Origin of the sequence: Spirillospora sp. NPDC000708 (genome assembly GCF_040299565.1) — a bacterium.
GTDB lineage: Bacteria > Actinomycetota > Actinomycetes > Streptosporangiales > Streptosporangiaceae > Spirillospora.
Map to the genome: position 1 here is coordinate 85350 of NZ_JBEPCJ010000008.1, position 21694 is coordinate 107043.

Below are 21694 nucleotides of genomic sequence, written 5' to 3' on the forward strand. Positions count from 1 at the left end.
CCGCCCCTCCCCGCCGCGGGGGCGCGGGCCTTCCACCCCCCTCCATGGAGTTGAGACGATGAGAGCACCCTTCAGGCGGTTCACCGCCGCGGCGCTCGGCGCCGGGCTCGCCGCCCTGGCGCTCACCGGCCTGACCCGGCCGGCGAGCGCCGACGACGTCCCGCCCGGCCTGGACTTCAACGACTGCCCGACCCCCGACCAGCTGCCGGCGGGATACGACCCGGCCTTCGCGCTGTGCACCGTCACGGTGATCGGCGGCGGGGAGCTGAAGATCGGGTCGATCGACCAGACGATCACCCAGCCGATCAAGATGACCTGGGCGAACGGCTACGACCCGGTCACCCTGGAGCAGTGGGCCGTGTTCGGCCCGATGCGGGCCGAACCGCAGCGCGTGAAGGGCGGCGTCCTCGGCATCGACGGGTCCGACTTCATCCCGCTGCTGCAGATCAGCGCGCAGCCGCAGCTGGCCGCCGACCCGGAGCTGTCCCCGGAGGGCGAGGTCGCGCTCCGCCTCAAGCTCAAGATCAAGACGATCAACCCGCTGCTCGGCGACACCTGCTTCATCGGAAGCGACGCGGACCCGATCGTGCTGAACCTCACCTACGCCACGACGGACCCGCCGCCGCCGAACAAGCCGATCACCGGCACGGGGCCGCACGTGCTCGACAACGGGGTCCTCGCCTCCACCCCGGTCGACAACGCGTTCGCCGTGCCGAAGTCGTCGGGCTGCGGATGGAACGGCATCCTCAACGGGATCGCCGACTTCCGGGCGGGCCTGCCGTCCCCGGCGGGCACGAACACCGCGATCTTCGAGTCGTACTCGAAGTACCAGAACTACCCTTCGCTGGCCAAGACGTCCGCGAAGTACAGAGCGAAGTAGCCGGGGCTCCTCGGCCGGTCCGCTCCGTCCGGGGCGGACCGGCCCGCCCGCTTCACGGCCGGCCGGGCGGGTTCACTTCACCGTGAAGCCGTCGCAGCCCAGGTAGTAGGCGTCGCCGTTGGAGCGGACGTGCATCCAGATGACCGTCCAGTCGCCCTTGGTGAGGTCGAACGCCTCGCTTCCGGCGCCGCTCCACTTGAAGTCCGCGGGGTAGTGCACGTAGAGCCACCCGCTCTCGCCCGGATAGAGACGCGGCTTGCTGTTGACGATGCCGGTGACCGCGTTCCCGCCCATCCCCGTCGGCGGGCGGACCTGGACCGCCAGGTAGTAGCGCGACGGCGACTTGTACTTGAAGCGGGCGCCCAGCTCGACGGTCTTGCCTCCGTAGGGCGTGCGCGGTGCGGAGGTCTGCAGGTCGCTCGCGAGGGCGTCGTCCTCCGGGCGGACGGCGGGCAGGCAGTTGAAGTTCGCCTTCGTCCAGGCCAGCTGACCGAAGTCGTTGGTGGGCTGCTTCACGAGGATCTTGTCGGGCGGGACGCCGTTCCCGCCGGTCGTGCCCGAGGCCGGGGAGCGCGTCGCGCCGGCACCGGTCTGCGGACCGTCCGCGGCCGTCCCGCTCGTCCTCGTGCCGGGGCTCTCGCCCGAGCCGGCGGACGGCCCGCCCGCGTCCCGGTGCCCGCCGTCGTCCTTGCCGTCGAAGCCGAGGCGGGCGGCGAGCGCGACCGCCAGCACGACGGCGACGACCCCGGCGCCCGCCGCGATGACGGCGGCGCGGCGGCGTCCGCCGGTCAGGCCCGGGGTCCGCGTGCGGTCGGGCGGGACGAGCCCGACCGCGGCGGCCTGCGCGACGGTCACGGGCAGCATCGGAGGAGCACCGACAAGCCGCCGGTACACGGGGTCCTGCGCGAGGGCGCCGGCGCCCGCCGCCACCCCGGCGAGCCGTTCCAGCGGGATGCGGTCGCCCGGCTCCTTCCGCGCGCACTCCCGGACGAGGTCCGCGACGCGCGGGTCGACGCCGGCGACGTCGATCTCGCCGCTCAGCGTCCGGTGGATGATCGCCTCGATCCGCCCGCCGCCGAACGGCGGCCGTCCCGTCGCGGCGTAGGCGATCGTCCCGGCGAGGGAGAACACGTCGGAGGCCGGGAGCGGCAGCTGCTCGCGCACCACCTCGGGCGCGACGTAGCCGGGCGTGCCGTTCCACGCTCCGGTCTGGGTGATCTGCGTCTGCCCCTCGCCGCGCGCGATGCCGAAGTCGATCAGCCGGGGGCCGTCCGGCGCGAGGATCACGTTGCCGGGCTTGAGGTCGCGGTGCTGCACGCCCTGGCGGTGGATCTCGAGCAGGCCCTCCGCCAGCGCCGCGAGGAGCCGCAGGCAGGTGTCCGGCGGCAGCGGCCCGTACTGCGCGACGGCCTGCCGGAGGGTCGGGCCCGGGACGTACTCGGTCGCCAGCCAGTACGGCGGCGCGTCCAGCCCGGCGCCCACCATCGCGGCGGCGAACCGGCTGCGGACCCGCTCGACGGTCGCGACCTCGCGGCGGAACCGGGCGAGCGCCTGCGGGTTCTCGAAGTCGTCCCGGATCACCTTGAGCGCGACGTGCCGTCCGCCGCCGGTGGCGCCGAGGTAGACCTGGCCCATGCCGCCCGCGCCGATGCGCGCGAGCACGGGGTACCCGCCGATCTCCGCGGGATCCTCGGGACGCACTGGTTCCACGGTCCGCCCTCCCGGGCCGTTGTGTCGGGGACGGCGGAAATCATGTCATCCCCGACCGCGTCGGGCCAACGCGGTGGGGCACGCGGCCCCCGCCTACCCGCGGTCGCTTCCGGTCAGCGGGTGCGCTCGGTCGGCAGGATGCGCGCAGTCGGCAGGGGGGCAGCCGGCAGGGGCAGTCAGCAGGGTCGGTCGGCGGGGTGCGCCGAGCCGGCTTTGCGGGCGACGTGGAGGGCCCAGCCGATGAGGGGCGCCTGGAAGGGGAGGCGGCCGTAGGCGGCGGCGCGGAGCGGCAGCGGCTTGTCGCGCCAGTCGTAGGCCATCTTGATGTTGGCCGGGAAGACCGCGGCCATGAGCCCGGCGGTGGCGAGGGCGCCGGTGCGGCGGGTGCGGGGGAAGGCGACCGCCGCGGCGCACGCGAGTTCGGCGACGCCGCTGGCGTAGGTCCAGGTCCGGGGGCTGCCGGGCAGCCGCCTCGGGACGAGCGCGTCGAACGGCCTCGGAGCGATCAGGTGGGCGGCGCCCATCCCCGCCATGAGGGCGGCGAGCCGGCGGGTGGCGCGCGACGAGTCGGTCATGCCCGAAGTCTGGCAGATCAGACTGCGCGTCTAATAGTGCCGCGCGCCGGCGACCGATGTGACCGAGGTCACCCCTGTTGACCTGTGTGGCGGGCGGCGGAGCGGTCACGTGTCTGATGTCACCGATTCGTCGGATGTGTTCGGTTTTCCGGCAGAGCTATCTTTGTACTGACCGGTCAGTGCAAAAACGCTTCGCGGAGGTACCGATGGCATCCGAGACTCCAGGGGCGGTCGCCGCGGCCGGGGGGACCGCCGCGGCCGTCTCTGGACCCTCCCGCGGCTCCGGGACTGGCGGGGGCCGTCCCGGAGCCGGACGCGGCGCCGCCGGGAGCCGCGCGGCGGCGGCCGTCCGCACCCGCGGGCTGTCGCTGCGCGGCGCCCGCGGACCGGTGTTCCACGACGTCGACCTCGACGTCCCCGCCGGCGGCCTCGCCGCGGTGAGCGGCATCGCCGGGTCCGGGCGCACCGCGCTCCTGCTCGCCCTCGGCGGGCGGATGAAGCCGACCGGCGGCACCGGCAGCGTCGGCGGGATCGCGCTGGACGACCTGCGGGCCGTCCAGCGGATCGCGGCGCTCGGGATCGTCCCCGGGGTGACCGGGCTCGATCCGGCGCTGACCGTCCGCGAGCACGTGCGGGAGGCGCTCGCGCTCCACGAGGGGATCCTCGGCCGCTTCCGCGGGCGGGACGCCCGGATGCGCGCCGCCCTCGACCGCGTGGGCCTTAACGCCGATCCCCGCACCCTCGCCGAAGACCTCGACCCCGACGAGGCCCAACTCCTGGGCGCCGCGCTCGCGCTCGTCGGCGAACCCCGCCTCCTGCTGCTCGACGACGTCGACGAGGGCCTTCCCCCCGACCGGCAGCGCGCGCTCTGGCGCCGTCTCCGCGCCATCGCCGACTCCGGCGTGACCGTCATCGCCGCCTGCCACGACCCGGCCCCGGCCGAGGGCGTCGCCCAGACCGTCCGGCTGCCCTGAACCATCGTGAAATAAGACCTAGGGAGATCCCCCCATGAGGCTTCCCGCACTGACGCCGGGCGGTCTGGAACTGCGCCGGTTCGCACGGAACCGGCTGACGCGCATCGCGCTGGCCGGGCTGGTGCTGCTGCCGCTGCTGTACGCCGGCCTGTACCTGTGGTCGTTCTGGGACCCGTACGCCCGGCTCCGGCACGTGCCGGTGGCCCTCGTCGTCGAGGACCGGCCCGCCAAGGCCGGCGGCAAGACCGTGCACGCGGGCGCCGACCTCGCGGACGAGCTGAAGAAGCGGCAGGTCTTCGACTGGAAGACGGTCTCGGCGGAGAAGGCCGCGAAGGGCGTCCGGTCCGGGAAGTACTACATGTCGCTGACGATCCCGGCGGACTTCAGCGCGCGCATCGCCTCGCCGTCCGGGAACGGGACGCCGACGGCGGCGGGGCTCCGGCTCCAGATGAACGACGCGAACAACTACGTCGTCGGGACGCTCGCGCAGGCCGCGTTCAAGGAGATCAGCGCCGCCGCGGGCGGGAACGCGGTGCGCGGCTACCTGGACCAGATCTTCCTGTCGTTCGACAAGCTCCACACCAGGCTCGGCAAGGCCGCCGAAGGCGCCGGCGAGCTGGCGGACGGCTCCGGGCAGGCGCACGACGGCGCAGGGAAGCTCGCGAAGGGCGCGGGCGACGCGAAGTCCGGCGCGGGCAAGCTCAAGGGCGGTATCGACGAGGCCCGCTCCGGCAGCGGGCGGCTCACGTCCGGGCTGGACGACCTGCGCACCGGAACCGGGCAGGTCGCGGCCGGCATGCAGCGGCTGACCACCACCGTCGACAAGGCCGGCGACACCCTCGTCCCGCTGCTGCGCGACCGCGCGCCGGAGATCCGGCAGGCCGCGCTGCTGGTCGCGCGGGGCGCGGACGTCCTCGCCGACGGCGCCGGACGGCTTCCCGAGCAGACCGGCGCCGCCGTGAAGCAGGCCGAGAGGGCGCAGGCCGAGCTGGAGACCTACCTCGCCACGCACCCGGAGGTCCCGGCGAACGTCCGGCAGGACCTGACCCGGGCCGCCGCGCGGGTCGTCACCGTCGCGCGGCAGGTGGACGGCTACGTCCGCGACCACACCGGCGACCTGCGCAAGGTCGCCGCCGACGCCCGGACCGTCGGGACGGCCGCCCGCAAACTCGCCGAGGACGCCCCGACCCTCGCCGCGAAGGTCGAGAAGGCGCGCCGCGACGTCGACCGCCTCAACGCCGGGACAAAGCAGGTGAACGCGGGCGCCGGGCAGCTGCTGTCCGGGTCGTCGCAGCTCACGAACGGTCTCGGCACGCTGTCGGGCGGTGCGGGGCAGCTGGAGGACGGGCTCGGCCGGCTCTCCGGCGGCGCGGTCACGCTGGAGACCGCGCTCGCGCAGATCGCCGACGGCAACCAGCGGCTCGCCCGCGGCCTGGACGAGGGCGCCGCGCAGGTCCCGTCCTACGGCGACGGCGAGCGGAACGCGCGCGACGACATGATGAGCAACCCGGTCCGGCTGGCGTCCTCGACGAAGAACAAGGCGCCGAACTACGGCACCGGATTCGCGCCGTTCTTCGTGCCGCTGTCGCTCTGGGTCGGCGGAATGATCATCTACATGCTGCTGCGGCCGCTGAACCCGCGCGCGCTCGCGGGCACCGCGCCGGGCCGCCGCGTCGCCCTCGCCGGCTGGCTGCCCGCCGCCGCGGTCGGCGCCGCCCAGGCCTGCGTCGTGCTGGCCGTCCTGCACTTCGCGCTCGGGCTGCGCGCCGAGCACTGGGCCGGGCTCGCCGGCTTCCTGGTGCTGGCGTCCGCCGCGTTCCTCGCCGTGATCCAGTGGGTGAACGCCCGGTTCGGGCCGATCGGCCGGATCATCGCGCTGGCGCTGCTGATGCTCCAGCTCACCTCCGCCGCCGGCACCTACCCGATCGAGACCAGCCCCGGCTTCTTCCAGGCGATCCGGCCGTGGCTGCCGATGCCGTGGGTCGTCGACGCCGTCCGGCACCTGATCAGTGGCGGCGACCTGACCTCGGTATGGCAGGGTTGTGCGGTGCTGGCGGCGTTCCTGGCGGGCGGGCTCGCGCTCACCGCCCTGGCCGTCCGGCACAACCGGGTCTGGACGATGAAACGCCTGCACCCGGCGCTGGAGCTCTAGAAGGCCCGACCGTGGGAGGCAGGGACGTGGCGCGCAGCGCGACCCGGGAGAAGCTGTTCACCGCGGCGATCGAGCTGATCGCGGAGAGCGGGCTCGCCGCCACCACCGTCGACCAGATCGCCGACCGCGCCGGGGTCGCCAAGGGCACCGTCTACTACAACTTCGGCAGCAAGGCGGCGCTGTTCGCGGCGCTGCTGGAGTACGGGGTGGAGCGGCTCGCCGCCGCGCTGCGGGACGCCGCGTCCGGCCGCCCGCCGCTGGACGCGCTGGAGGCGGTGGTGAGCGCCGAGCTGGCGTTCATCGGGGAGCACGAGTCGTTCGCGCGGCTGCTGATCGCCGAGACGTGGCGGTCGGGCGGCGACTGGCAGCACACCGCCCGGCTCATCCGGGAGCGCGCCATCGGCGTGGTCGCGGACGTGCTGCGCGCCGCGGTCGAGGCGGGCGACCTGCGCGCCGACCTCGACACCGGCACCGCCGCGTCCGCCGTGTTCGGCATGGTGCTCACCGTCGCGCTCGACTGGCGCGCCCTCGACCCCGACCGCTCCTTCGCCGACGTCCACGCCACCCTGATGGACCTGCTGCGCGGCCGCCTCACGGCCCGGTGAGCCCTGGAGCCGACGCAGAGGTCAGGGCAGGTCGCGGACCTGCTCGATCACGCCGGGCATCGCGGCGTTGTTGGCGCTGATCCAGTCGAGGAGGACGGCGATCTGCTCGTCGGAGTAGGACGCGAGGCGCTCGCGGAAGACGCGGGCGATCGGCTCGAAGTACTCGCCGAACCGGGCGACGTTCTCCGGGACGAGTTCGACGATCACGCGGCGGCGGTCGTCGGGGTCGCGGGTCCGCTTGACGTAGCCGGCCTTCTCCAGCCGGTCGATCACGGCGGTGATGGCGCCGCCGGTCGTGATGCCCATCAGCTCGGCGAGCCGGCCGGGGGTCTGCGGGCCGTCCAGGGTGAGCGCGTTGACGCACTGCGCGTCGGTGACGTTCATCCCCGCCTTGCTCGCGGTCGCGTGATGCAGCAGCACGGTGAACATCGTCGAGCGCTGCATCCCCGCCTGCAGTTCCGCCATCATCCGCTCGCGGTCCGGGATCGCCACGCCCCACCTCTCGTTCTTTTCTCTGAAATAGAGAGGATCAGTCTAGTGCGCCGGGGACGGAACGGACCAGCCGGGGGACGGTCCCCGGCTGTGTCGAACCAGACACCGCGGAGGAACCGGGCAGGAACGGAGCGCTACTAAACTGGCTTTTGTTAGGACCACTAAACAGGCGGTCCGCTCCTGGCCCCGGATCCCACGAAGGTTCGGGGCCGCCCCCTATCCGGCCCCTCTCACCCGCCGGCCCTGCTCAGCACCGGCGCCCGCTCACCTGCCGGCGCCCGCTCACCTGCCGGCGCCCGCTCACCTGCCGGCGCCCGCTCACCTGCCGGCGCCCGCTCACCTGCCGGCGCAATGGTCACCCGCCGTCCGCCTCGCCGGCGACCTGCTTCGCCCACCGGTAGTCCGCCTTCCCGGCCGGCGACCGCTTCATCTCCGGGACGAACGCGTACACGCGCGGGACCTTGTAGCCCGACAGCTCCTTGCGGCAGTGCGCGTCCAGGTCCTCGGCCGACGGCCGCTCGCCCGACGGCTGGATCACCGCCGCGACCCGGTTGCCCCAGCGCTCGTCCGGAACGCTCGTCACCACCGCGTCGTACACGCCCGGATGCCCCTTGAGGACGGCCTCGACCTCCTCCGGGAACACCTTCTCGCCGCCGGTGTTGATGGCCTGCGACCCCCGCCCGTAGACGGCGATCGTCCCGTCCTCCTCCACCGTCGCGATGTCGCCGGTGAGCAGCCACCGCTTCCCGTCGACGACCGGGAACGTCCGGGCCGTCTTCTCCGGGTCGTTGTAGTAGCCGTGCGCGATGTAGCCCGTGCGCGCGACCTGCCCGATCACCCCGGACCCCGGCTTCACCGGCTGGAGCGCGTCGTCCAGGACCGTCACGTTCTCCACGTCCGGCGCGAACTTCAGGCCCTTCTCCGGCGTGGAGCCCGCCGTCGCCTCCGCCGTCGAGCCCGACTCCGTCGACCCGAACCGGTCCAGGATCATCGTGTTCGGCAGCAGCGCCTGGATCCGGTCGCGGACCGTCCCGGTCAGGATCGCGCCCGTCGACACGAACGCCAGCAGCGACGACGTGTCGTACCCGCCGCGCGCCAGCTCCTCCGCCATCGGGATCGCCATCGCGTCCCCGGTGATCGTCAGCGAGTTGACCTTCTCCCGCTCGATCGTCCGCCAGATCTCCGCCGCGTCGAACTTGCGCGCGTAGACCAGCGTGGCGCCCATGAACCAGGCGATCCACGTGGCCATCTGCGCGGCGCCGTGCATCAGCGGCGCGATCGGCATCATGATCATCGGACCGCCGTTGCGGGCCAGGTCGACGACGTCCTCCGGCCTGGTCGGCCGCGGGAACGTCGGGTTCCAGAACGCCAGCAGCATCTGCTCGGTCGACCACATGACGCCCTTCGGCATCCCGGTCGTCCCGCCCGTGTAGATGATGTAGGTGTCGTCGGCCGAGCGGGCCGGGAACCCGCGCGTCCCCGGCTGCGCCGCCAGCGCCTCGTCGTAGCGGACGGCGCCGTCGATCGACGGCTCGCCGCCCACGGCGATCAGGTGCCGCAGCTCCGGCGCCTCCGGGACCGTCGCGGCGACCCGCTCCTCGAACTCCACGTCGTACAGCAGCGCGACGCTGTCGGAGTCCTGGTAGATGTAGAGCAGCTCCGTCTCGACGTACCGGTAGTTCACGTTGATCGGCACGGCCCGGATCTTCATCGCCGCCAGCAGCGCCGCCGCGTACTCGACGCCGTTGTACAGCTGCATCGCCACGTGCTGCCCGGGCCGCACGCCCGCCGACTCCAGGTGGTGCGCGAGCCGGTTGGCGTGCTCGTCCAGCTCGGCGTAGGTGAGCCGCCGGTCGCCGCAGACCACCGCGACGCGGTCGCCGATCGCGTCCGCGACTCCTTCGAACAGATCAGCGTGGTTGTACTCCATCGGACGTCCTCCGGAGGGGGTATTCGCGCCTACGGGGCCTGGGGTCGCCCCCAGGGGAACACGGGACAGGGAAAGGACGGGAGCCGGGACGGATCAGGGCTTGCCGCCGCCGACGATCCACATCGCGAAGAACTGGGCGCCGCCGCCGTAGGCGTGGCCGAGGGCGCGCCGCGCCCCGTCCACCTGGTGCTCGCCGGCCTGCCCGCGGACCTGCAGCGCCGCCTCCGCGAACCGGATCATGCCGGACGCGCCGATCGGGTTGGACGACAGCACGCCGCCGGAGGGGTTCCACGGGATGTCCCCGTCGAACGCCGTCGCGCCGGCCTCGGTGAGCTTCCAGCCCTCGTTGTCGCCGCAGAACCCGAGGTTCTCCAGCCACATCGGCTCGTACCAGGAGAACGGCACGTACACCTCGGCGCAGTCCAGCTCGCGGCGCGGGTCGGTGATGCCGGCCTGCTTGTACACGTCCGCCGCCGCGTCCTTGCCGCCCTGCGGGCTGACGCTGTCGCGGCCCGCGAACTGCATCGGCTCCGACCGCATCGACGTGCCGTGCACCCAGGCGGGCTTGCCCGGCGCCTTCTTCGCCGCGTCCTCCGACGCCAGCACCATCGCGCAGGCGCCGTCGGACGACGGGCAGGTCTCCAGGTAGCGGATCGGCTCCCACAGCATCGGCGTCGACTCGACCATCTCGCGGGAGATGCCGGGGATCTTCAGGTGCGCGTACGGGTTCCGCAGCGCGTTCTGCCGGTCCTTCACCGCGACGAGCGTGCCGATGTGGTCGGGCGCGCCGGACCGGGCCATGTAGGCGCGGATGTGCGGGGCGAAGTACCCGCCCGCCCCGACGACGAGGGACGTCGTGAACGGCCCGTTCACCGTCAGCGCCCACGTCGCGTTCGACTCCGACTGCTTCTCCCACGCGATCGTGAGGACCCGGTCGTGCACGCCGGACTGGATCAGGTTCGCCGCGACGATCGCCGTGGACCCGCCCACCGAGCCGGCCGTGTGCACCCGCATCAGCGGCTTGCCGGTCGCGCCGAGCGCGTCCGCCAGGAACAGCTCCGGCATCACGACGCCCTCGAACAGGTCGGGCGCCTTGCCGACCACGATCGCGTCGATGTCCTTCCAGGTCAGCCCGGCGTCGTCGAGGGCGCGGCGGGCCGCCTCGCGCAGCAGGCCCGCCATCGACACGTCCAGCCGCTTGGTCTTGTACTGGGTCTGCCCGACGCCGATGACCGCACAGGGGTTAGCCATTGTTCTTCTCTCCCGACATCACGCAGACGAGGTTCTGCTGCAGGCAGGGGCCGGACGCGGCGTGCCCGAGCGTCCGGGACGCCGTCCCGTCGTGGATGCGGGACGCGGCCTCGCCGATGCGGATGAGGCCCGCCGCCATCACCGGGTTCGCCGACAGCGCCCCGCCGGACGGGTTGACCGCCACGCCGTCGCCCAGGCCGAGCGCCTCGCGCAGGATCAGCTCCTCATGGCTGAACTGCGCGTGCAGCTCCGCGATCTCGACCCCGGCCGCGCCGGCCCTCTCCCCCGCGATGCGGGCGGCCTCGGACCGGGTCAGGTCGCGGACGCCGAGCGCGTGCGGCTCGGTGCGGTGGTCGATCCCGGTGATCCACGCGGGCCGCTCGCACAGCTCCCGCGCCTTGTCCCCCGCGGCGAGGACGATCGCCGCCGCGCCGTCGGTGATGGGCGCGACGTCATAGGGGTGCAGCGGCGCCACGTCGTAGTCCTGCTCATCGGCGGACCCTTCGGGGTCCGGCAGGTGCAGCGCGAACGGGTTCTCGCGGCCGGCCGCCCGGGACCGCGCCGCGACGGCGCGCAGGTCGTCCTCCTTCACGCCCGCCTTGTCCATGTACGCGCGGGCCTGCATGGCGGCCATCGACACCTGGTCGACGCCGAGCGGGGCCAGCGTGTACGGGTCGAGCTGCTGGTTCATGATCGCGCGCAGGTCGCCCTGGGACGACTTGCCGAACCCGTACACCAGCGCGGTGTCGATCGCGCCGATCTGGAGCTTCACCCACGCCTCGTACAGCGCCCACGCGCCGTCCATCTCGACGTGGCTCTCGGAGATCGGCGGCCACGCGCCCAGCGTGTCGAGCGCGGACACGAACGCGAACGGCGCGCCCTGCAGGTAGTCGCACGAGCCCGAGCAGGTGAACCCGAAGCGGGACAGGCCCGTCCGCTCCTTGATCTCGGTGATCACCGGCAGGACGATCTCGGTCTCCGCGAGCCCCTGGTCCTCGGCGGTGTGGTGGCTCTGCACGAACGCGACGACTGCGACATCACGCATTACATGAAGTCCTTGATCTCTTCGAAGGGGACGTCGGGCTCGTCGATCGGCTCGAACCACTTGATGTTGGCCATCGACCGGTCCCACTCCTCGCGGGGCCGCCACGCCGCCTTCACCCGCATGCCCATCCGCACCTGGTCGGCCGGGACGCCGGCGATGAGCGTCAGCATCGTCAGGCCCGCGCCGTCCAGCAGGACGTAGCCGGACACGAACGGCACCTCGGGGGCGCGCGGGTCGGGGATGTTGTTGACCGCGAAGGTGGTGACGGTGCCGGTGTCGGGCAGCTCCACCTCTTCGGTCGTGGGCACGCCGTCGCGCGTGCAGAACCCCTTCATCGGGACGATGACCTTCTCGCACACCGGGCAGCGCTGCCCGATGATGCGGCCCTCGGCGATGCCGTCGAGGAACCGGCCGAGCGCCTTGCCGCCCTTCAGCCGGAACTCCAGGCTCGCCTGCGGGTTGATCATGGTGACCTCGGGCTGGAAGCACTCGATGTCGCCGATCGTCCCGGTGCGCTCCGCGCGGTACCTCGGCCGCACCCGCATCCCCGTCTTGAGGGTCTTCGGGGGCTTCGCACCCGCCTCGAAGACGCCGAGGTCCAAGGCGTGGAGCAGCGCCGTGTCGGCGCCGTCCGGGCGGATCAGCGCCCACGCGAACGGCCGGTCGAACGGGTGCCCCTTCGCCGGGTTCGGCACCCACGACCAGGTCGTCACGGTCCCGGACGGGCCGACCTCGACGAACTCGCCGGTGACGTCCTCGCCGGTCTCCGGGTCGTACTCCGACGGCGGGACGAGCACCCGCCCGCCGGCCGTGCGGACGCCGACCATCCGGCCGTCGCGCAGCTCGCTCAGGAAGCGCCCGATCACCGGTCCGACCGAGCGGGTGTAGCCGCCGGGGAACTCGACGACGTGGTTGACCGCCGTCTCGGACGCCTGCGTGGTCTCAGATGGCACTGTCGCGGTCCTTCCAGTACGGGTCCCGCAGCTTGCGCTTGAGCAGCTTGCCGTTGGGCTCGCGCGGCATGGTCTCGATGAAGTCGATGGTCTTCGGCCACTTCATCTTCGCCAGCCGGCCCTCCAGGGACGCCAGGATCTCCTCGGCGAGCGCGGGCCCGGGCTCGGCGCCCTCGGCGGGCTCGACCACGGCCTTGATCTGCTCGCCCCACTCGTCGTCGGGGATGCCGAACACGGCGACGTCCGCGACCTTGGGGTGCAGGGTGATCTCGTTCTCGATCTCGGCGGGGTAGATGTTCGCCCCGCCCGAGATGATCATGTCGGCCTTCCGGTCGGACAGGAACAGGAACCCGTCCTCGGTCAGGTAGCCGATGTCGCCGACCGTGAAGAAGTCGCGGAGCCGGTTCTTCTCCGTCTTCTCCTTGTCGCCCTTGTACTCGAACTGGACGCCGGCCATCTTCATGTAGATGGTGCCGTGCTGCCCGGTCGGGACCTCGTTGCCGTCGTCGTCGACGATGAGCAGCTCGCTGATCGCCCACGCGTTGCCGACCGTGCCGGGGTGGGCGCGCCAGTCCTGCGGGCTGGCGATCGTGCCGCCGCCCTCGGTGGCCGCGTAGTACTCCCAGATGCAGTCGCCCCACCAGTCGAGCATCTGCTGCTTGATCGGGACGGGGCAGGGCGCCGCCGCGTGGATCGCCCACTTCATCGACGACACGTCGTACTTGCCCCGCACCTCCTCCGGCAGCGCCAGCAGCCGCTTGAAGTGCGTCGGGACCATGTGGGTGTTGCTGATCCGGTGCTCCTGGATCAGCTTCAGCGTCTCCTCGGCCTCCCACTTGTCCATGTAGACGAGGGTGTGGCCCATCTGCAGCGCCGTCCCGCCGAACTGGGTGACGGCGGTGTGGTAGTTCGGCGACGTGATCAGGTGCGCCTGGTGCTCGCCGCCCGCCGGCCGTCCCGGCGTCATCCCGAACAGGCCGAGCAGGAACGTCATCAGCTCGGCGCTGTCGTCGGGGTCGAGCCCGGTCAGCGCGCGCTTGACGCCCTTCGGCCGTCCTGTCGTGCCCGACGTGTAGTGCATCGTCGCGCCGGCGCTGCGGTTCTCCGGCAGCGTGTCCGGCCGCCCGTCCACCAGCTCGGCGTAGGGCCGGAAGCCCTCGACCTTCCCGAACCCGAACCGGCGGTGCGCGTCGAGCCCCGCCTCGTCGGCGGCGCGCACGCCTTCGGCGGCGTACCGCTCGTGCACGAAGAACGCCTTGGCCTCGCTGTCGGCGACGATGTAGCCGATCTCCGGCCCGGTCAGATGCCAGTTGATCGGCGTGTAGTACCAGCCGGCCTGCAGCGCCGCCAGGTAGAGGACGAGCCCCTCGACGCCGTTCGGGACGAGCCCGCAGATGCCGTCGCCGTCCTTGAGACCGAGCTCGCGGAGCCCGTGGACGAGCCGGTTCGAGCGGGCCAGCAGGTCGCCCGCGGAGTACTGCGCACCGTCCGGATCGACGGCGGCGACCCACTCGGGATCGGCTTGCGCCAACCGCCAAAAGCCCAACGACCCCATCGGATCTCCCTTGCGTGATCACGGTGAGCACCGCCTGCCGGCGGCGCCCGGCGACCAAAGTAGATCACGTTCTCGTTTTACAGGGCAACCCCTACCGGTAGCGCATCGCCTTAACTAGAATCTGTTCTTGTTTTGCCCATCGCAGGAGGACTTCCATGGCCGAGCTGCTGCCGATCAGCACCGAGCACTGCACCGTCGAGCGGGACGGCCACGTCGTCATCGTCACGATGAACCGCCCGGAGGCGCGCAACGCGCTCAGCACGGCCATGCTGGTCGGCCTCGCCGACGCCTGGGCCTACATGTCCGACACCCCCGAGGTCCGCGTCGGCATCCTCACCGGGGCCGACGGCACCTTCTGCGCCGGCGCCGACCTCAAGGCCATGTCGCAGCCGCCGTCCGACCCCCGCGTCGCCGAGCGCGCCGCGCAGATCCCCGACTACCACTGGAAGGGCCTGCTCCGCGACGGCCGCCCGACCAAGCCGCTCATCTGCGCCATCGAGGGCTACGCCGTCGCCGGCGGCACCGAGCTGCTCGCCGGCACTGACCTGCGCGTCGTCGCCGAGGGCGCCACCCTCGGCCTCTTCGAGGCCAAGCGCGGCCTGTTCCCGATGGGCGGGTCCGCCGTCCGCCTCCCCCGCCAGATCGGCTACGCCGCCGCCCTCGACATCCTGCTCACCGCCCGCGAGGTGACCCCGCGGGAGGCCCTCGCCATGGGCCTGATCAACCAGGTGGTGCCGGACGGGCAAGCCCTCGCCGCCGCCCGCGAGATGGCCGACCGGATCGCCGCGTGCGCGCCGCTGGCCGTCCAGGCCATCCTGCGCGCCGTCCGCGAGACCGAGCACCTCCCCGAGGAGGAGGCCCTCAAGGTCTCCGACGAGATCGGCTGGCCCGTCTTCGCCACCGAGGACGCCAAGGAGGGCTCGAAGGCCTTCAAGGAGAAGCGCGCCCCCATCTACCACGGCAAGTAGCGCCCGCGGTCCGGGGCGCGGAGCCCGTCGCCCGGGGCGCGGAGCCCGTCAGGGAGCGCCCCGGTCGCGCGAGAGGCGGGTCACGGGGTCCGCGGGGTCTCGCTGCGGAAGGTGTGGCCGAGCTCGGGGCCGAGGCCGAAGTAGTGCCGGAAGTTGTAGATGAGCGGGCTCCACTCGGCCGGGTCCACGTGGTGGGTGCCCGGCACGACGATGCGCGGGTCGGCGTGCACCCGCAGCACCTCGGCCTCGGCGATGACGAACCCCCCGGACGCTCCGGGGCGCACCCGTTCGGCGCGGGCCTCCAGTTGCAGCGGGCATTCGGCGACCCGTGACGGCCCGACGGTCTCGGACGGCTGGGGCCGCAGCCCGGCGGCGGCGAACTTGTCGCGCTCGAACCGGAAGACGCCCGCCTTCGCCGCGGGCACCGGGTCGCGTCCCGTGAGCGGCGCCAGCCGCTCCACGGCCCGCCACTGCTCCGGGCCCGGAACGTTGATCACCAGTTCGGGACGCTCCTGGAGGTTGCGAGCGGTCTGCCCCTCGGCGCCGAGCCCGAGCACGACCGTCCGGCCGAGCGCCCACGCCGACGACATCGGCGCGAGGTTGTCCGAGCCGTCCTCGTTCGCACTGGTCAGGAGGACGACCGGGGTTCCGAAGTACAGGACGCTCGGCTCGATGGCGACGTGCTCCGGCAAGGCGGTGACCGCGGGTTCCATGATCGGAAGCGTAGGGCGGGGTCGTTTCGACGCCGGCTGAAATGTGATCGCGGGCGGGTATCGGCCGTCCGTAAAAGGGGCGGCGTTTGCGCGCCCCCTTCCGTGGCAGGGCTGGACGCGAGCCGGTCATGGAAGGAATGAGCGAGCGATGGCCCTCCAGATGGGACGGTACCTGGGACGGGGACGGACGGCGACCGAGGAACCGCCGGCGGAGCCACGGAGACGCTGGGCATGGCCCCGGCGGACGGCCGCGGCGGCGCCCTCCGACGAGAGCGCCGGAAAGACCGTCGTGGTGCGGAGACCGCGGCGGTGGCGGCGCGGCCGGCACAACCCCGTCAGCGCGATGATCCTGGCGGCGGGCTGGGCGGCGGCGTTCATCCTCGCCCTCGGGATGCTGCTGACCTGGGGCGGCGCGAATCCGGGCAACGACCTGGTGCACGCGACGCTCAACACGGGCCGCTGGCTCGCGACGCCGTTCCACGACGCGTTCACGCGGTCGGACCCGAAGGAGCAGCTCTACATCAACTGGGCGATCGCGGGCGTCGTCTACTACGTCGTCGCGCGGGCCCTGTCGTGGATGACCCGCTTCTGACGGCCGGGAACGCGGCGGCGGGGGGGGGGGGGGGGCGCGCCCGCCCGCGGGCGCCCGGGGCCTTCTTAAACTACGCCGGCGCGGGGGCCCTGTCTTTTATCACCCTCTACTCCGGGCGGGGACGGGGGGGGGGGCGGGGGGGTGCCCCCCCGCCCCCCGTCCCTGCCCTTGCGGGGTCAGCCTTCGGTGATCGCGTTGAGCCGCTCGATCGACTCGACGTACTCCTCGATCAGGTCGTAGACGACCTGGGCGGCGGGCTTCACCTGGTTCATGGAGCCGACGATCTGGCCGACCGGGAAGGTGACCAGCTCGCCGTCGCCGGACCGGGCGATGCGCGGCAGCGCGTCGGCGATCAGCATGAACTGCATGGGCATCGGCAGGTAGCCCGGGGACTTCTCGCTCTCCCACGCCTCGGTCCACGCGGTCTTGAGGAACCGGGCGGGCTTGCCGGTCCAGGCGCGGGACCGGACGGTGTCGCGGGAGGTGGCCGCGAGCAGCTTCGGCAGCGCCCGCTCGGGGGTGTCGGCCTCGTCCACGGTCAGCCAGATGGAGCCCGTCCAGACGCCGTCGGCGCCGAGCGCGAGGCCGGCGGCCATCTGCCGGCCACGGCCGATGCCGCCCGCCGCGAGGACGATCGTGTCCTCGCCGACCGCGTCCACGACCTCGGGGATCAGCACCATCGTGGACACGTCGCCGGTGTGGCCGCCGGCCTCGGTGCCCTGCGCGATGATGATGTCCACGCCGGCCTCGACCTGCTTGCGGGCGTGCCGCGCGTTGGAGGCCAGGCCGCCGACCTTGACGCCGTGCTGGTGGGCCAGCTCGGCGACGTCGGCCGGGGGCGGGCCGAGGGCGCTCGCCAGCAGGGCGATCGGGTGCTTGAGCGCGATCTCGACCTGCGGGCGGGCCGTCTGGTCGGTCCAGCCGAGCAGCACCTTGCTCGCGCTCTCGGTGGACGGCTCGACGCCGTGCTCCTGGAGCAGGTCCTCCAGGAACTTGCGGTGCTCGGCCGGGATCATGCCCTGGAGCTTGCCGACCAGTTCCTCGGCGTCGCCGAGGTCGGCGCCCTCGTACTTGGCGGGCATCACCACGTCCACGCCGTACGGCTTGCCGCCGACGTGCTCGTCGATCCACTTGAGCTCGAGCTCGAGCTCCTCGGGGGTGAAGTACAGGGCGCCGAGGACGCCCATGCCGCCGGCGCGGCTCACCGCCGCGACGACGTCGCGGCAGTGACTGAACGCAAAGATCGGGTACTCGATGCCGAATTGTTCGGTGACTCGTGTCCGCACAGCCTCGACCCTAGGCGGCTCCCCGCAAAACTGCAACAGGTTCTAGTTGAGGAAATCACTGAGGCACGCAGAACAGCCCGGCCAGGGCGTCCGGTCGGCTCTAGAACACGTATCAGCGTGAGCGGGGACACACGAAGGCCCCGCGGCCCGGAGGGGCCTGCGGGGCCTGGCGGACGGGGAGCGGGCTCAGCGGCGCCGCGACGGCAGCCGACGCTGGCGGCCGTCGGACGGCACCCGCCGCGCCTGCGGCCTGCCGGCGCCCTTGTCGCCCTGGACGCCCTTGTCGCCCTGGGCGCCCGGTGCGTCCGGGGCGGCGGCGCGGGCCGCGAACGAACCGGGCGGAGCGGCCGCCGATGCCGGCGCGGCCGCGGCGGACGCAGCGGGAGCCGCTGCGGCGCCGGGTGCGCCCGGGGCGCCGGGGGGCTTGGGCGGGCCCGCGTCGCCGAACTTGCCGTCGGGGCGCCGGGGCGCCTCGATCTTCGGCGGCGTCCGGTCGCGCATCAGCCCGAGGAGGCCGCCGGCCAGCAGCAGCACCAGGCCGACGAACACCGCGCCCGCCGGGATGTAGCTGCGCACCAGGTCGATCTGCAGCGCGGTCTTGTCCGCCATCGAGACGAGGCCCCGCTGGTCCTTGTCGAGCGTGATCAGGTCGGCCTGGGCGACGATCATCTTGCCCTTGCCGTCCGGCGTCTGCACCCAGCTGCGGATGTTCTCCCGCTGCTTGACCGGGATGCCGGTGCGCGGGTCGACCCACATCGTGTTGTAGGCCTCGGTGTAGCGGTCGGCCTTCTGGTTGCCCTTGTCGGCCGGCAGCCCCAGCATGCTCGCCGGCATCTTGGTGTCGAGCGCGGCCGTCTTGGTCAGCGGGATGTGCTGGGTGAACCGGTAGGTCGCGAGGCCGTGCACCCGCTCGACCCCGCCGTACTGCATCGGCGCCTGCTGCTTGGTGGTCATGTCGAAGAACGGGTAGTCGCGCTTCTGCACGTTCCCGATCGGGAACAGCAGCCCGTACCCCGACATGCGGACGGTGCTGTCGCCCTCGACGTTGGCGCCGCAGCAGTTGACGAGGACGCCCGTCCGCCGGTCGAACGCGATCCGGAACTTCTGGATCTGCACCGGGGTGTCGGGCTTGGCCTGGTCGTAGATGTCGGTGGTGGAGTCCCAGACGGCGATCTTGTTGTTGCCGCCGTTGGCCCGCACGTCGCCGCGGATGGTGTTGTTGGCGCGCAGCGTGACGCCGTTCTTCAGCTTCAGGTCGGACTGGTCGAAGTAGGTGCTGTTCGGCGACTCCAGCCGGGTGACCTGGTAGCGGTTCAGGGGCGCCTGCACCACCTGGTCGGCCACGTAGAACCGGACCATGGGCGCGAGCGCGAGAAAGAAGGCGCCCAGGCCGATCAGGATCAGGCCGACCACCGGTCGCCGCATGAACACCTCCGGGACTGCGGTCCGTTCCCCGGGCCGTGAGGCCGGATTCCGGCGTGCGCGGTCAGGCTACAGGACTTGCCAAACCGCCCGTCCAATAGCACGGCCACTCAACGTGCAAATCCGAAGAATCCTCCCATATTGGCCATGGCCCGGGGGCGCGGTCGGCGCATCCCCGGGGGCGGGCCGGCGACCGCTCCCGGCGACCGCGTACCGGCCGGTAAGCTCCGCCTGTACTCCCCGTGATCCGTGAGGTTGCCCATGGACTGGCCGGCAGCTGCCTCGGCGCCCGAGCAGGACGGTCGCGCCGCGCCGGGCCACCGCGCCACGCTCGGCCGGTGCCTCCGGCTCTTCAGCGCGTTCCGCCGCGAGGGCACCGATCCGGAGTACTTCTACGGGCTGATGGCGCAGGACACCGTCGCGCAGCTCGGCACGTACACCCGCCTGGACGGCGCCACCGTCATCGACGTCGGGACCGGACTCGGCCAATTCGCGCGCGCGCTCGAAAAGGCCGGTGCACGATGCACCGGCATCGACCACGACATCAAGGAGCTGACCGCGCTCGGGCCTCCTGCGCCGAACACGCTCGTCGCCAGCGCGCTGGCCCTCCCGTACCGGACGGGCTCGGCCGACGTGTGCTTCTCGTCCAACGTCCTGGAGCACGTGCCCGACCCGTGGCGGATGGCCGGGGAGATGGTCCGCGTGACACGTCCCGGCGGGCTGGTGTTCCTGTCCTTCACCAACTGGCTGTCCCCGTGGGGCGGCCACGAGACGTCGCCCTGGCACTACCTCGGCGGCGACCGGGCCGCCCGCCGCTACGAGCGCCGCACGGGACGGCCGCCGAGGAACCGGTACGGCACGAGCCTGCACCCGGTGTCGGTGTCGGCGGCGCTCGCCTGGGCGCGGGGCAACCGCGACGTCGAGGTCGTGGCCGCGGTGCCCCGCTACCTGCCGCGCTGGGCGTCGGTGATCGTCCGCGTCCCGGCCCTGCGGGAGGTCGCGACCTGGAACCTGCTGCTCGTGCTGCGGAAGACCGGCCCGTGAGGCCCGCGCCGCCGCAGGCCGGGCCGGCCCCGCCGCCGATCTCCGGGCACCAGGACGCGCTGGACGGCGTCCGGGCGCTCGCCGCGCTGGCCGTCCTCGCGTTCCACGTGGCGAGCGCGTCCGGGGCGATGACCCGGGAGGGCGGCTCCGGCTGGCTGTTCAACGGCGGCCAGGTCGGCGTGCCGATCTTCTTCACGCTCTCCGGCCTGCTGCTCTACCGCCCGTGGGCGGCGGCGGCGCTGGACGGCCGGGCCGCGCCGCGCACCGGCGAGTACCTGCTCAAGCGCGCCCTGCGGATCATGCCCGCGTACTGGACGCTGATCGTCGTCTTCATGGCCACGTCCGCGCGCGGGCACCTCGGCGACCCGCTGACCTGGGGCTCGCTGCTGACGCTGACGCAGACGTACCTGCCGGACCCGTGGTGGGGCGGCGGCCTCGGCCCGGCCCGCATCGGGCAGACGTGGAGCCTGGTGGTCGAGGCCGCCTGGTACGCGCTGCTGCCGCTGACCGCGCCGCTGCTGACCTGGTACGCCAGGCGCGTCCCGACGCGCGACCCGGGCGTGCGGGCGAAGCGGCTGCTGCGCGCGATCGGCGTGTACGGGGCGCTCTCCTTCGTGTACGTGGTCTTCATGTTCGTGCCGGACCGGCACACGCAGATGGGCCTGTGGCTGCCGCACTTCTTCGTGTGGTTCGCGATCGGCATGGCGATGGCCGTGGTGACGGTGTGGGCGCGGCTCGACCAGCGGCGCCCGGTCGCGGCGATGTGCCGGGCCGTCGCCGACTCGTGGGGCGCCTGCTGGGCGGCGGCGGCGATGCTGTACGTGGTGGCCGCGACGCCCGCGACCGGCCCGTACACCCTGCAGACACCGGACGCGCTGTGGACGTCCGTCCTGCACCTGGTGGTGTTCGGGCTCGTCGCGGTCGCCCTGGTCGCGCCGATCGCGTTCGCGCCGGCCGGGCATCCGGTGATCGAGGGGGTGCTCGGCAACCGGGTGATGCGCTTCCTCGGCCGGATCTCCTACGGCGTCTTCCTCTGGCAGATGATCATTCTTCTGGCCTGGTACGACGCGGCGGACCGGATGTACCGGGGGCACGTCCTGACGGATCTGCCCCTGCTGGCGGCGGCGTCCATCGCAGCGGCGACGGCGAGCTATTACCTGGTGGAGAAGCCGGTGATGGCGCTGCTGCGCCGGCGCCGCCCGCGCGCCGGCCGCGGCGGCGGCGACGATCCCGGCCGGACGGTTCCGGACCCGGTGGCGCCGCGGGCGCGGTCCCGGCGGGCTCCTGCCCGGGGGCGGCCCAGCTGAGCTCGATCCGGCCGCCGGACGCGCCGTCCGGCCCGCCGCGCGGCCGGGGCCGCCACAGCTCCACCGCGACCCGTCCGACGATCACCAGCCCGAGCAGCTGCGGCACGGTGTCGCCGAGCAGGCCGTCCGGCTTGGAGGGGTTGTCGAGCAGCCCGAACCGGTTCCCGGCGGCGAGGCAACCGGCCCCGGCGACCATCGCGAGCACGACCGCCCAGGAGGACGAGAGCGCGCGCAGCGGCC

Annotated in this window: 19 protein-coding genes; 8 read left to right on the forward strand and 11 right to left on the reverse strand. The window is 72.9% G+C overall.

Going from position 1 to position 21694, the window contains the following annotated elements; all coding sequences use genetic code 11:
- The first annotated feature begins 58 nt into the window (after positions 1-58).
- A complete protein-coding gene (locus ABT299_RS08820) occupies positions 59-880 on the forward strand; it encodes a hypothetical protein (RefSeq protein ID WP_190865844.1) in 822 nt (273 codons plus the stop codon).
- Positions 881-952: 72 nt separating this feature from the next.
- Here the strand turns inward: ABT299_RS08820 and ABT299_RS08825 are convergent, their stop codons facing one another.
- Both ABT299_RS08825 and ABT299_RS08830 read right to left on the reverse strand, forming a co-directional pair.
- Positions 953-2590: a serine/threonine protein kinase gene (locus tag ABT299_RS08825; RefSeq protein ID WP_500250256.1), complete on the reverse strand. Its 1638-nt coding sequence runs from the start codon at positions 2588-2590 to the stop codon at positions 953-955.
- 176 nt (positions 2591-2766) lie between these two features.
- The gene (locus ABT299_RS08830) at positions 2767-3165 is read right to left on the reverse strand and encodes a DoxX family protein (RefSeq protein ID WP_387021163.1); all 399 of its coding nucleotides are present in this window, start codon (positions 3163-3165) and stop codon (positions 2767-2769) included.
- Positions 3166-3371: 206 nt separating this feature from the next.
- Between ABT299_RS08830 and ABT299_RS08835 the strand changes: the two genes are divergently transcribed.
- Genes ABT299_RS08835 through ABT299_RS08845 form a run of 3 tightly spaced genes read left to right on the forward strand, consistent with a single transcriptional unit; the run spans position 3372 to position 6896 of the window.
- Entirely contained in the window at positions 3372-4139 is a 768-nt protein-coding gene (locus tag ABT299_RS08835) for an ABC transporter ATP-binding protein (protein ID WP_500250257.1), read from the forward strand.
- Between the two features lie 34 nt (positions 4140-4173).
- Entirely contained in the window at positions 4174-6291 is a 2118-nt protein-coding gene (locus ABT299_RS08840) for a YhgE/Pip family protein (RefSeq protein WP_500250258.1), read from the forward strand.
- A gap of 11 nt (positions 6292-6302) precedes the next feature.
- On the forward strand, positions 6303-6896 hold the full coding sequence (locus tag ABT299_RS08845; RefSeq protein WP_190865891.1) for a TetR family transcriptional regulator: 594 nt from the start codon (positions 6303-6305) through the stop codon (positions 6894-6896).
- Positions 6897-6917: 21 nt separating this feature from the next.
- Here the strand turns inward: ABT299_RS08845 and ABT299_RS08850 are convergent, their stop codons facing one another.
- From ABT299_RS08850 to ABT299_RS08875, 6 genes are all read right to left on the reverse strand, one after another.
- On the reverse strand, positions 6918-7388 hold the full coding sequence (locus tag ABT299_RS08850) for a MarR family winged helix-turn-helix transcriptional regulator (protein ID WP_387021174.1): 471 nt from the start codon (positions 7386-7388) through the stop codon (positions 6918-6920).
- 355 nt (positions 7389-7743) lie between these two features.
- A complete protein-coding gene (locus tag ABT299_RS08855; protein ID WP_500250259.1) occupies positions 7744-9318 on the reverse strand; it encodes an acyl-CoA synthetase in 1575 nt (524 codons plus the stop codon).
- Between the two features lie 93 nt (positions 9319-9411).
- Positions 9412-10569, reverse strand: coding sequence for a thiolase family protein (locus ABT299_RS08860; protein WP_500250260.1), 1158 nt, complete (start codon positions 10567-10569; stop codon positions 9412-9414).
- Positions 10562-11614 carry a thiolase family protein gene (locus ABT299_RS08865; protein WP_190865858.1) on the reverse strand — a complete coding sequence of 351 codons (1053 nt, stop codon included), beginning with the start codon at positions 11612-11614 and terminating at the stop codon, positions 10562-10564. The genes ABT299_RS08860 and ABT299_RS08865 overlap by 8 nt, the downstream gene beginning before the upstream one ends.
- Positions 11614-12567, reverse strand: coding sequence for a Zn-ribbon domain-containing OB-fold protein (locus ABT299_RS08870; protein ID WP_500250261.1), 954 nt, complete (start codon positions 12565-12567; stop codon positions 11614-11616). Before ABT299_RS08870 ends, ABT299_RS08865 begins: the two co-directional genes overlap by 1 nt.
- Complete coding sequence (locus tag ABT299_RS08875; protein ID WP_500250262.1) at positions 12557-14122, reverse strand: acyl-CoA synthetase; 1566 nt, start codon at positions 14120-14122, stop codon at positions 12557-12559. Before ABT299_RS08875 ends, ABT299_RS08870 begins: the two co-directional genes overlap by 11 nt.
- Positions 14123-14277: 155 nt before the next feature.
- On the opposite strand from ABT299_RS08875, the gene ABT299_RS08880 reads away from it, so the two are divergent.
- On the forward strand, positions 14278-15090 hold the full coding sequence (locus ABT299_RS08880) for a crotonase/enoyl-CoA hydratase family protein (protein WP_500250263.1): 813 nt from the start codon (positions 14278-14280) through the stop codon (positions 15088-15090).
- An 80-nt stretch (positions 15091-15170) separates the two neighbouring features.
- On the opposite strand, the gene ABT299_RS08885 is transcribed toward ABT299_RS08880, so the two are convergent.
- Positions 15171-15803 carry a flavin reductase family protein gene (locus ABT299_RS08885; protein ID WP_500250264.1) on the reverse strand — a complete coding sequence of 211 codons (633 nt, stop codon included), beginning with the start codon at positions 15801-15803 and terminating at the stop codon, positions 15171-15173.
- A gap of 148 nt (positions 15804-15951) precedes the next feature.
- On the opposite strand from ABT299_RS08885, the gene ABT299_RS08890 reads away from it, so the two are divergent.
- Positions 15952-16395, forward strand: coding sequence for a hypothetical protein (locus ABT299_RS08890; protein ID WP_190865866.1), 444 nt, complete (start codon positions 15952-15954; stop codon positions 16393-16395).
- Positions 16396-16571: 176 nt separating this feature from the next.
- Here ABT299_RS08890 and ABT299_RS08895 read toward each other — a convergent pair whose 3' ends face one another.
- Positions 16572-17681 carry an NAD(P)H-dependent flavin oxidoreductase gene (locus ABT299_RS08895; protein WP_208268209.1) on the reverse strand — a complete coding sequence of 370 codons (1110 nt, stop codon included), beginning with the start codon at positions 17679-17681 and terminating at the stop codon, positions 16572-16574.
- A 186-nt stretch (positions 17682-17867) separates the two neighbouring features.
- On the reverse strand, positions 17868-19106 hold the full coding sequence (gene pgfA / locus ABT299_RS08900; RefSeq protein WP_500250265.1) for a cell envelope lipid trafficking protein PgfA: 1239 nt from the start codon (positions 19104-19106) through the stop codon (positions 17868-17870).
- Positions 19107-19364: 258 nt separating this feature from the next.
- Here pgfA and ABT299_RS08905 point away from each other — a divergent pair, with 258 nt between their 5' ends.
- The gene (locus tag ABT299_RS08905; protein ID WP_190865873.1) at positions 19365-20147 is read left to right on the forward strand and encodes a class I SAM-dependent methyltransferase; all 783 of its coding nucleotides are present in this window, start codon (positions 19365-19367) and stop codon (positions 20145-20147) included.
- On the forward strand, positions 20144-21454 hold the full coding sequence (locus tag ABT299_RS08910) for an acyltransferase family protein (protein ID WP_500250266.1): 1311 nt from the start codon (positions 20144-20146) through the stop codon (positions 21452-21454). Before ABT299_RS08905 ends, ABT299_RS08910 begins: the two co-directional genes overlap by 4 nt.
- The last annotated feature ends 240 nt before the right edge of the window (positions 21455-21694 follow it).

Bases quoted from the DNA above. Each gene is read 5' to 3' on its own strand.
- ABT299_RS08820 (WP_190865844.1), top strand. From the start codon at position 59: ATGAGAGCACCCTTCAGGCGGTTCACCGCCGCGGCGCTCGGCGCCGGG.
- ABT299_RS08830 (WP_387021163.1), bottom strand. From the start codon at position 3,165: ATGACCGACTCGTCGCGCGCCACCCGCCGGCTCGCCGCCCTCATGGCG.
- ABT299_RS08835 (WP_500250257.1), top strand. From the start codon at position 3,372: ATGGCATCCGAGACTCCAGGGGCGGTCGCCGCGGCCGGGGGGACCGCC.
- ABT299_RS08840 (WP_500250258.1), top strand. From the start codon at position 4,174: ATGAGGCTTCCCGCACTGACGCCGGGCGGTCTGGAACTGCGCCGGTTC.
- ABT299_RS08855 (WP_500250259.1), bottom strand. From the start codon at position 9,318: ATGGAGTACAACCACGCTGATCTGTTCGAAGGAGTCGCGGACGCGATC.
- ABT299_RS08860 (WP_500250260.1), bottom strand. From the start codon at position 10,569: ATGGCTAACCCCTGTGCGGTCATCGGCGTCGGGCAGACCCAGTACAAG.
- ABT299_RS08865 (WP_190865858.1), bottom strand. From the start codon at position 11,614: ATGCGTGATGTCGCAGTCGTCGCGTTCGTGCAGAGCCACCACACCGCC.
- ABT299_RS08875 (WP_500250262.1), bottom strand. From the start codon at position 14,122: ATGGGGTCGTTGGGCTTTTGGCGGTTGGCGCAAGCCGATCCCGAGTGG.
- ABT299_RS08880 (WP_500250263.1), top strand. From the start codon at position 14,278: ATGGCCGAGCTGCTGCCGATCAGCACCGAGCACTGCACCGTCGAGCGG.
- ABT299_RS08885 (WP_500250264.1), bottom strand. From the start codon at position 15,803: ATGGAACCCGCGGTCACCGCCTTGCCGGAGCACGTCGCCATCGAGCCG.
- ABT299_RS08890 (WP_190865866.1), top strand. From the start codon at position 15,952: ATGGCCCTCCAGATGGGACGGTACCTGGGACGGGGACGGACGGCGACC.
- pgfA (WP_500250265.1), bottom strand. From the start codon at position 19,106: ATGCGGCGACCGGTGGTCGGCCTGATCCTGATCGGCCTGGGCGCCTTC.
- ABT299_RS08905 (WP_190865873.1), top strand. From the start codon at position 19,365: ATGGACTGGCCGGCAGCTGCCTCGGCGCCCGAGCAGGACGGTCGCGCC.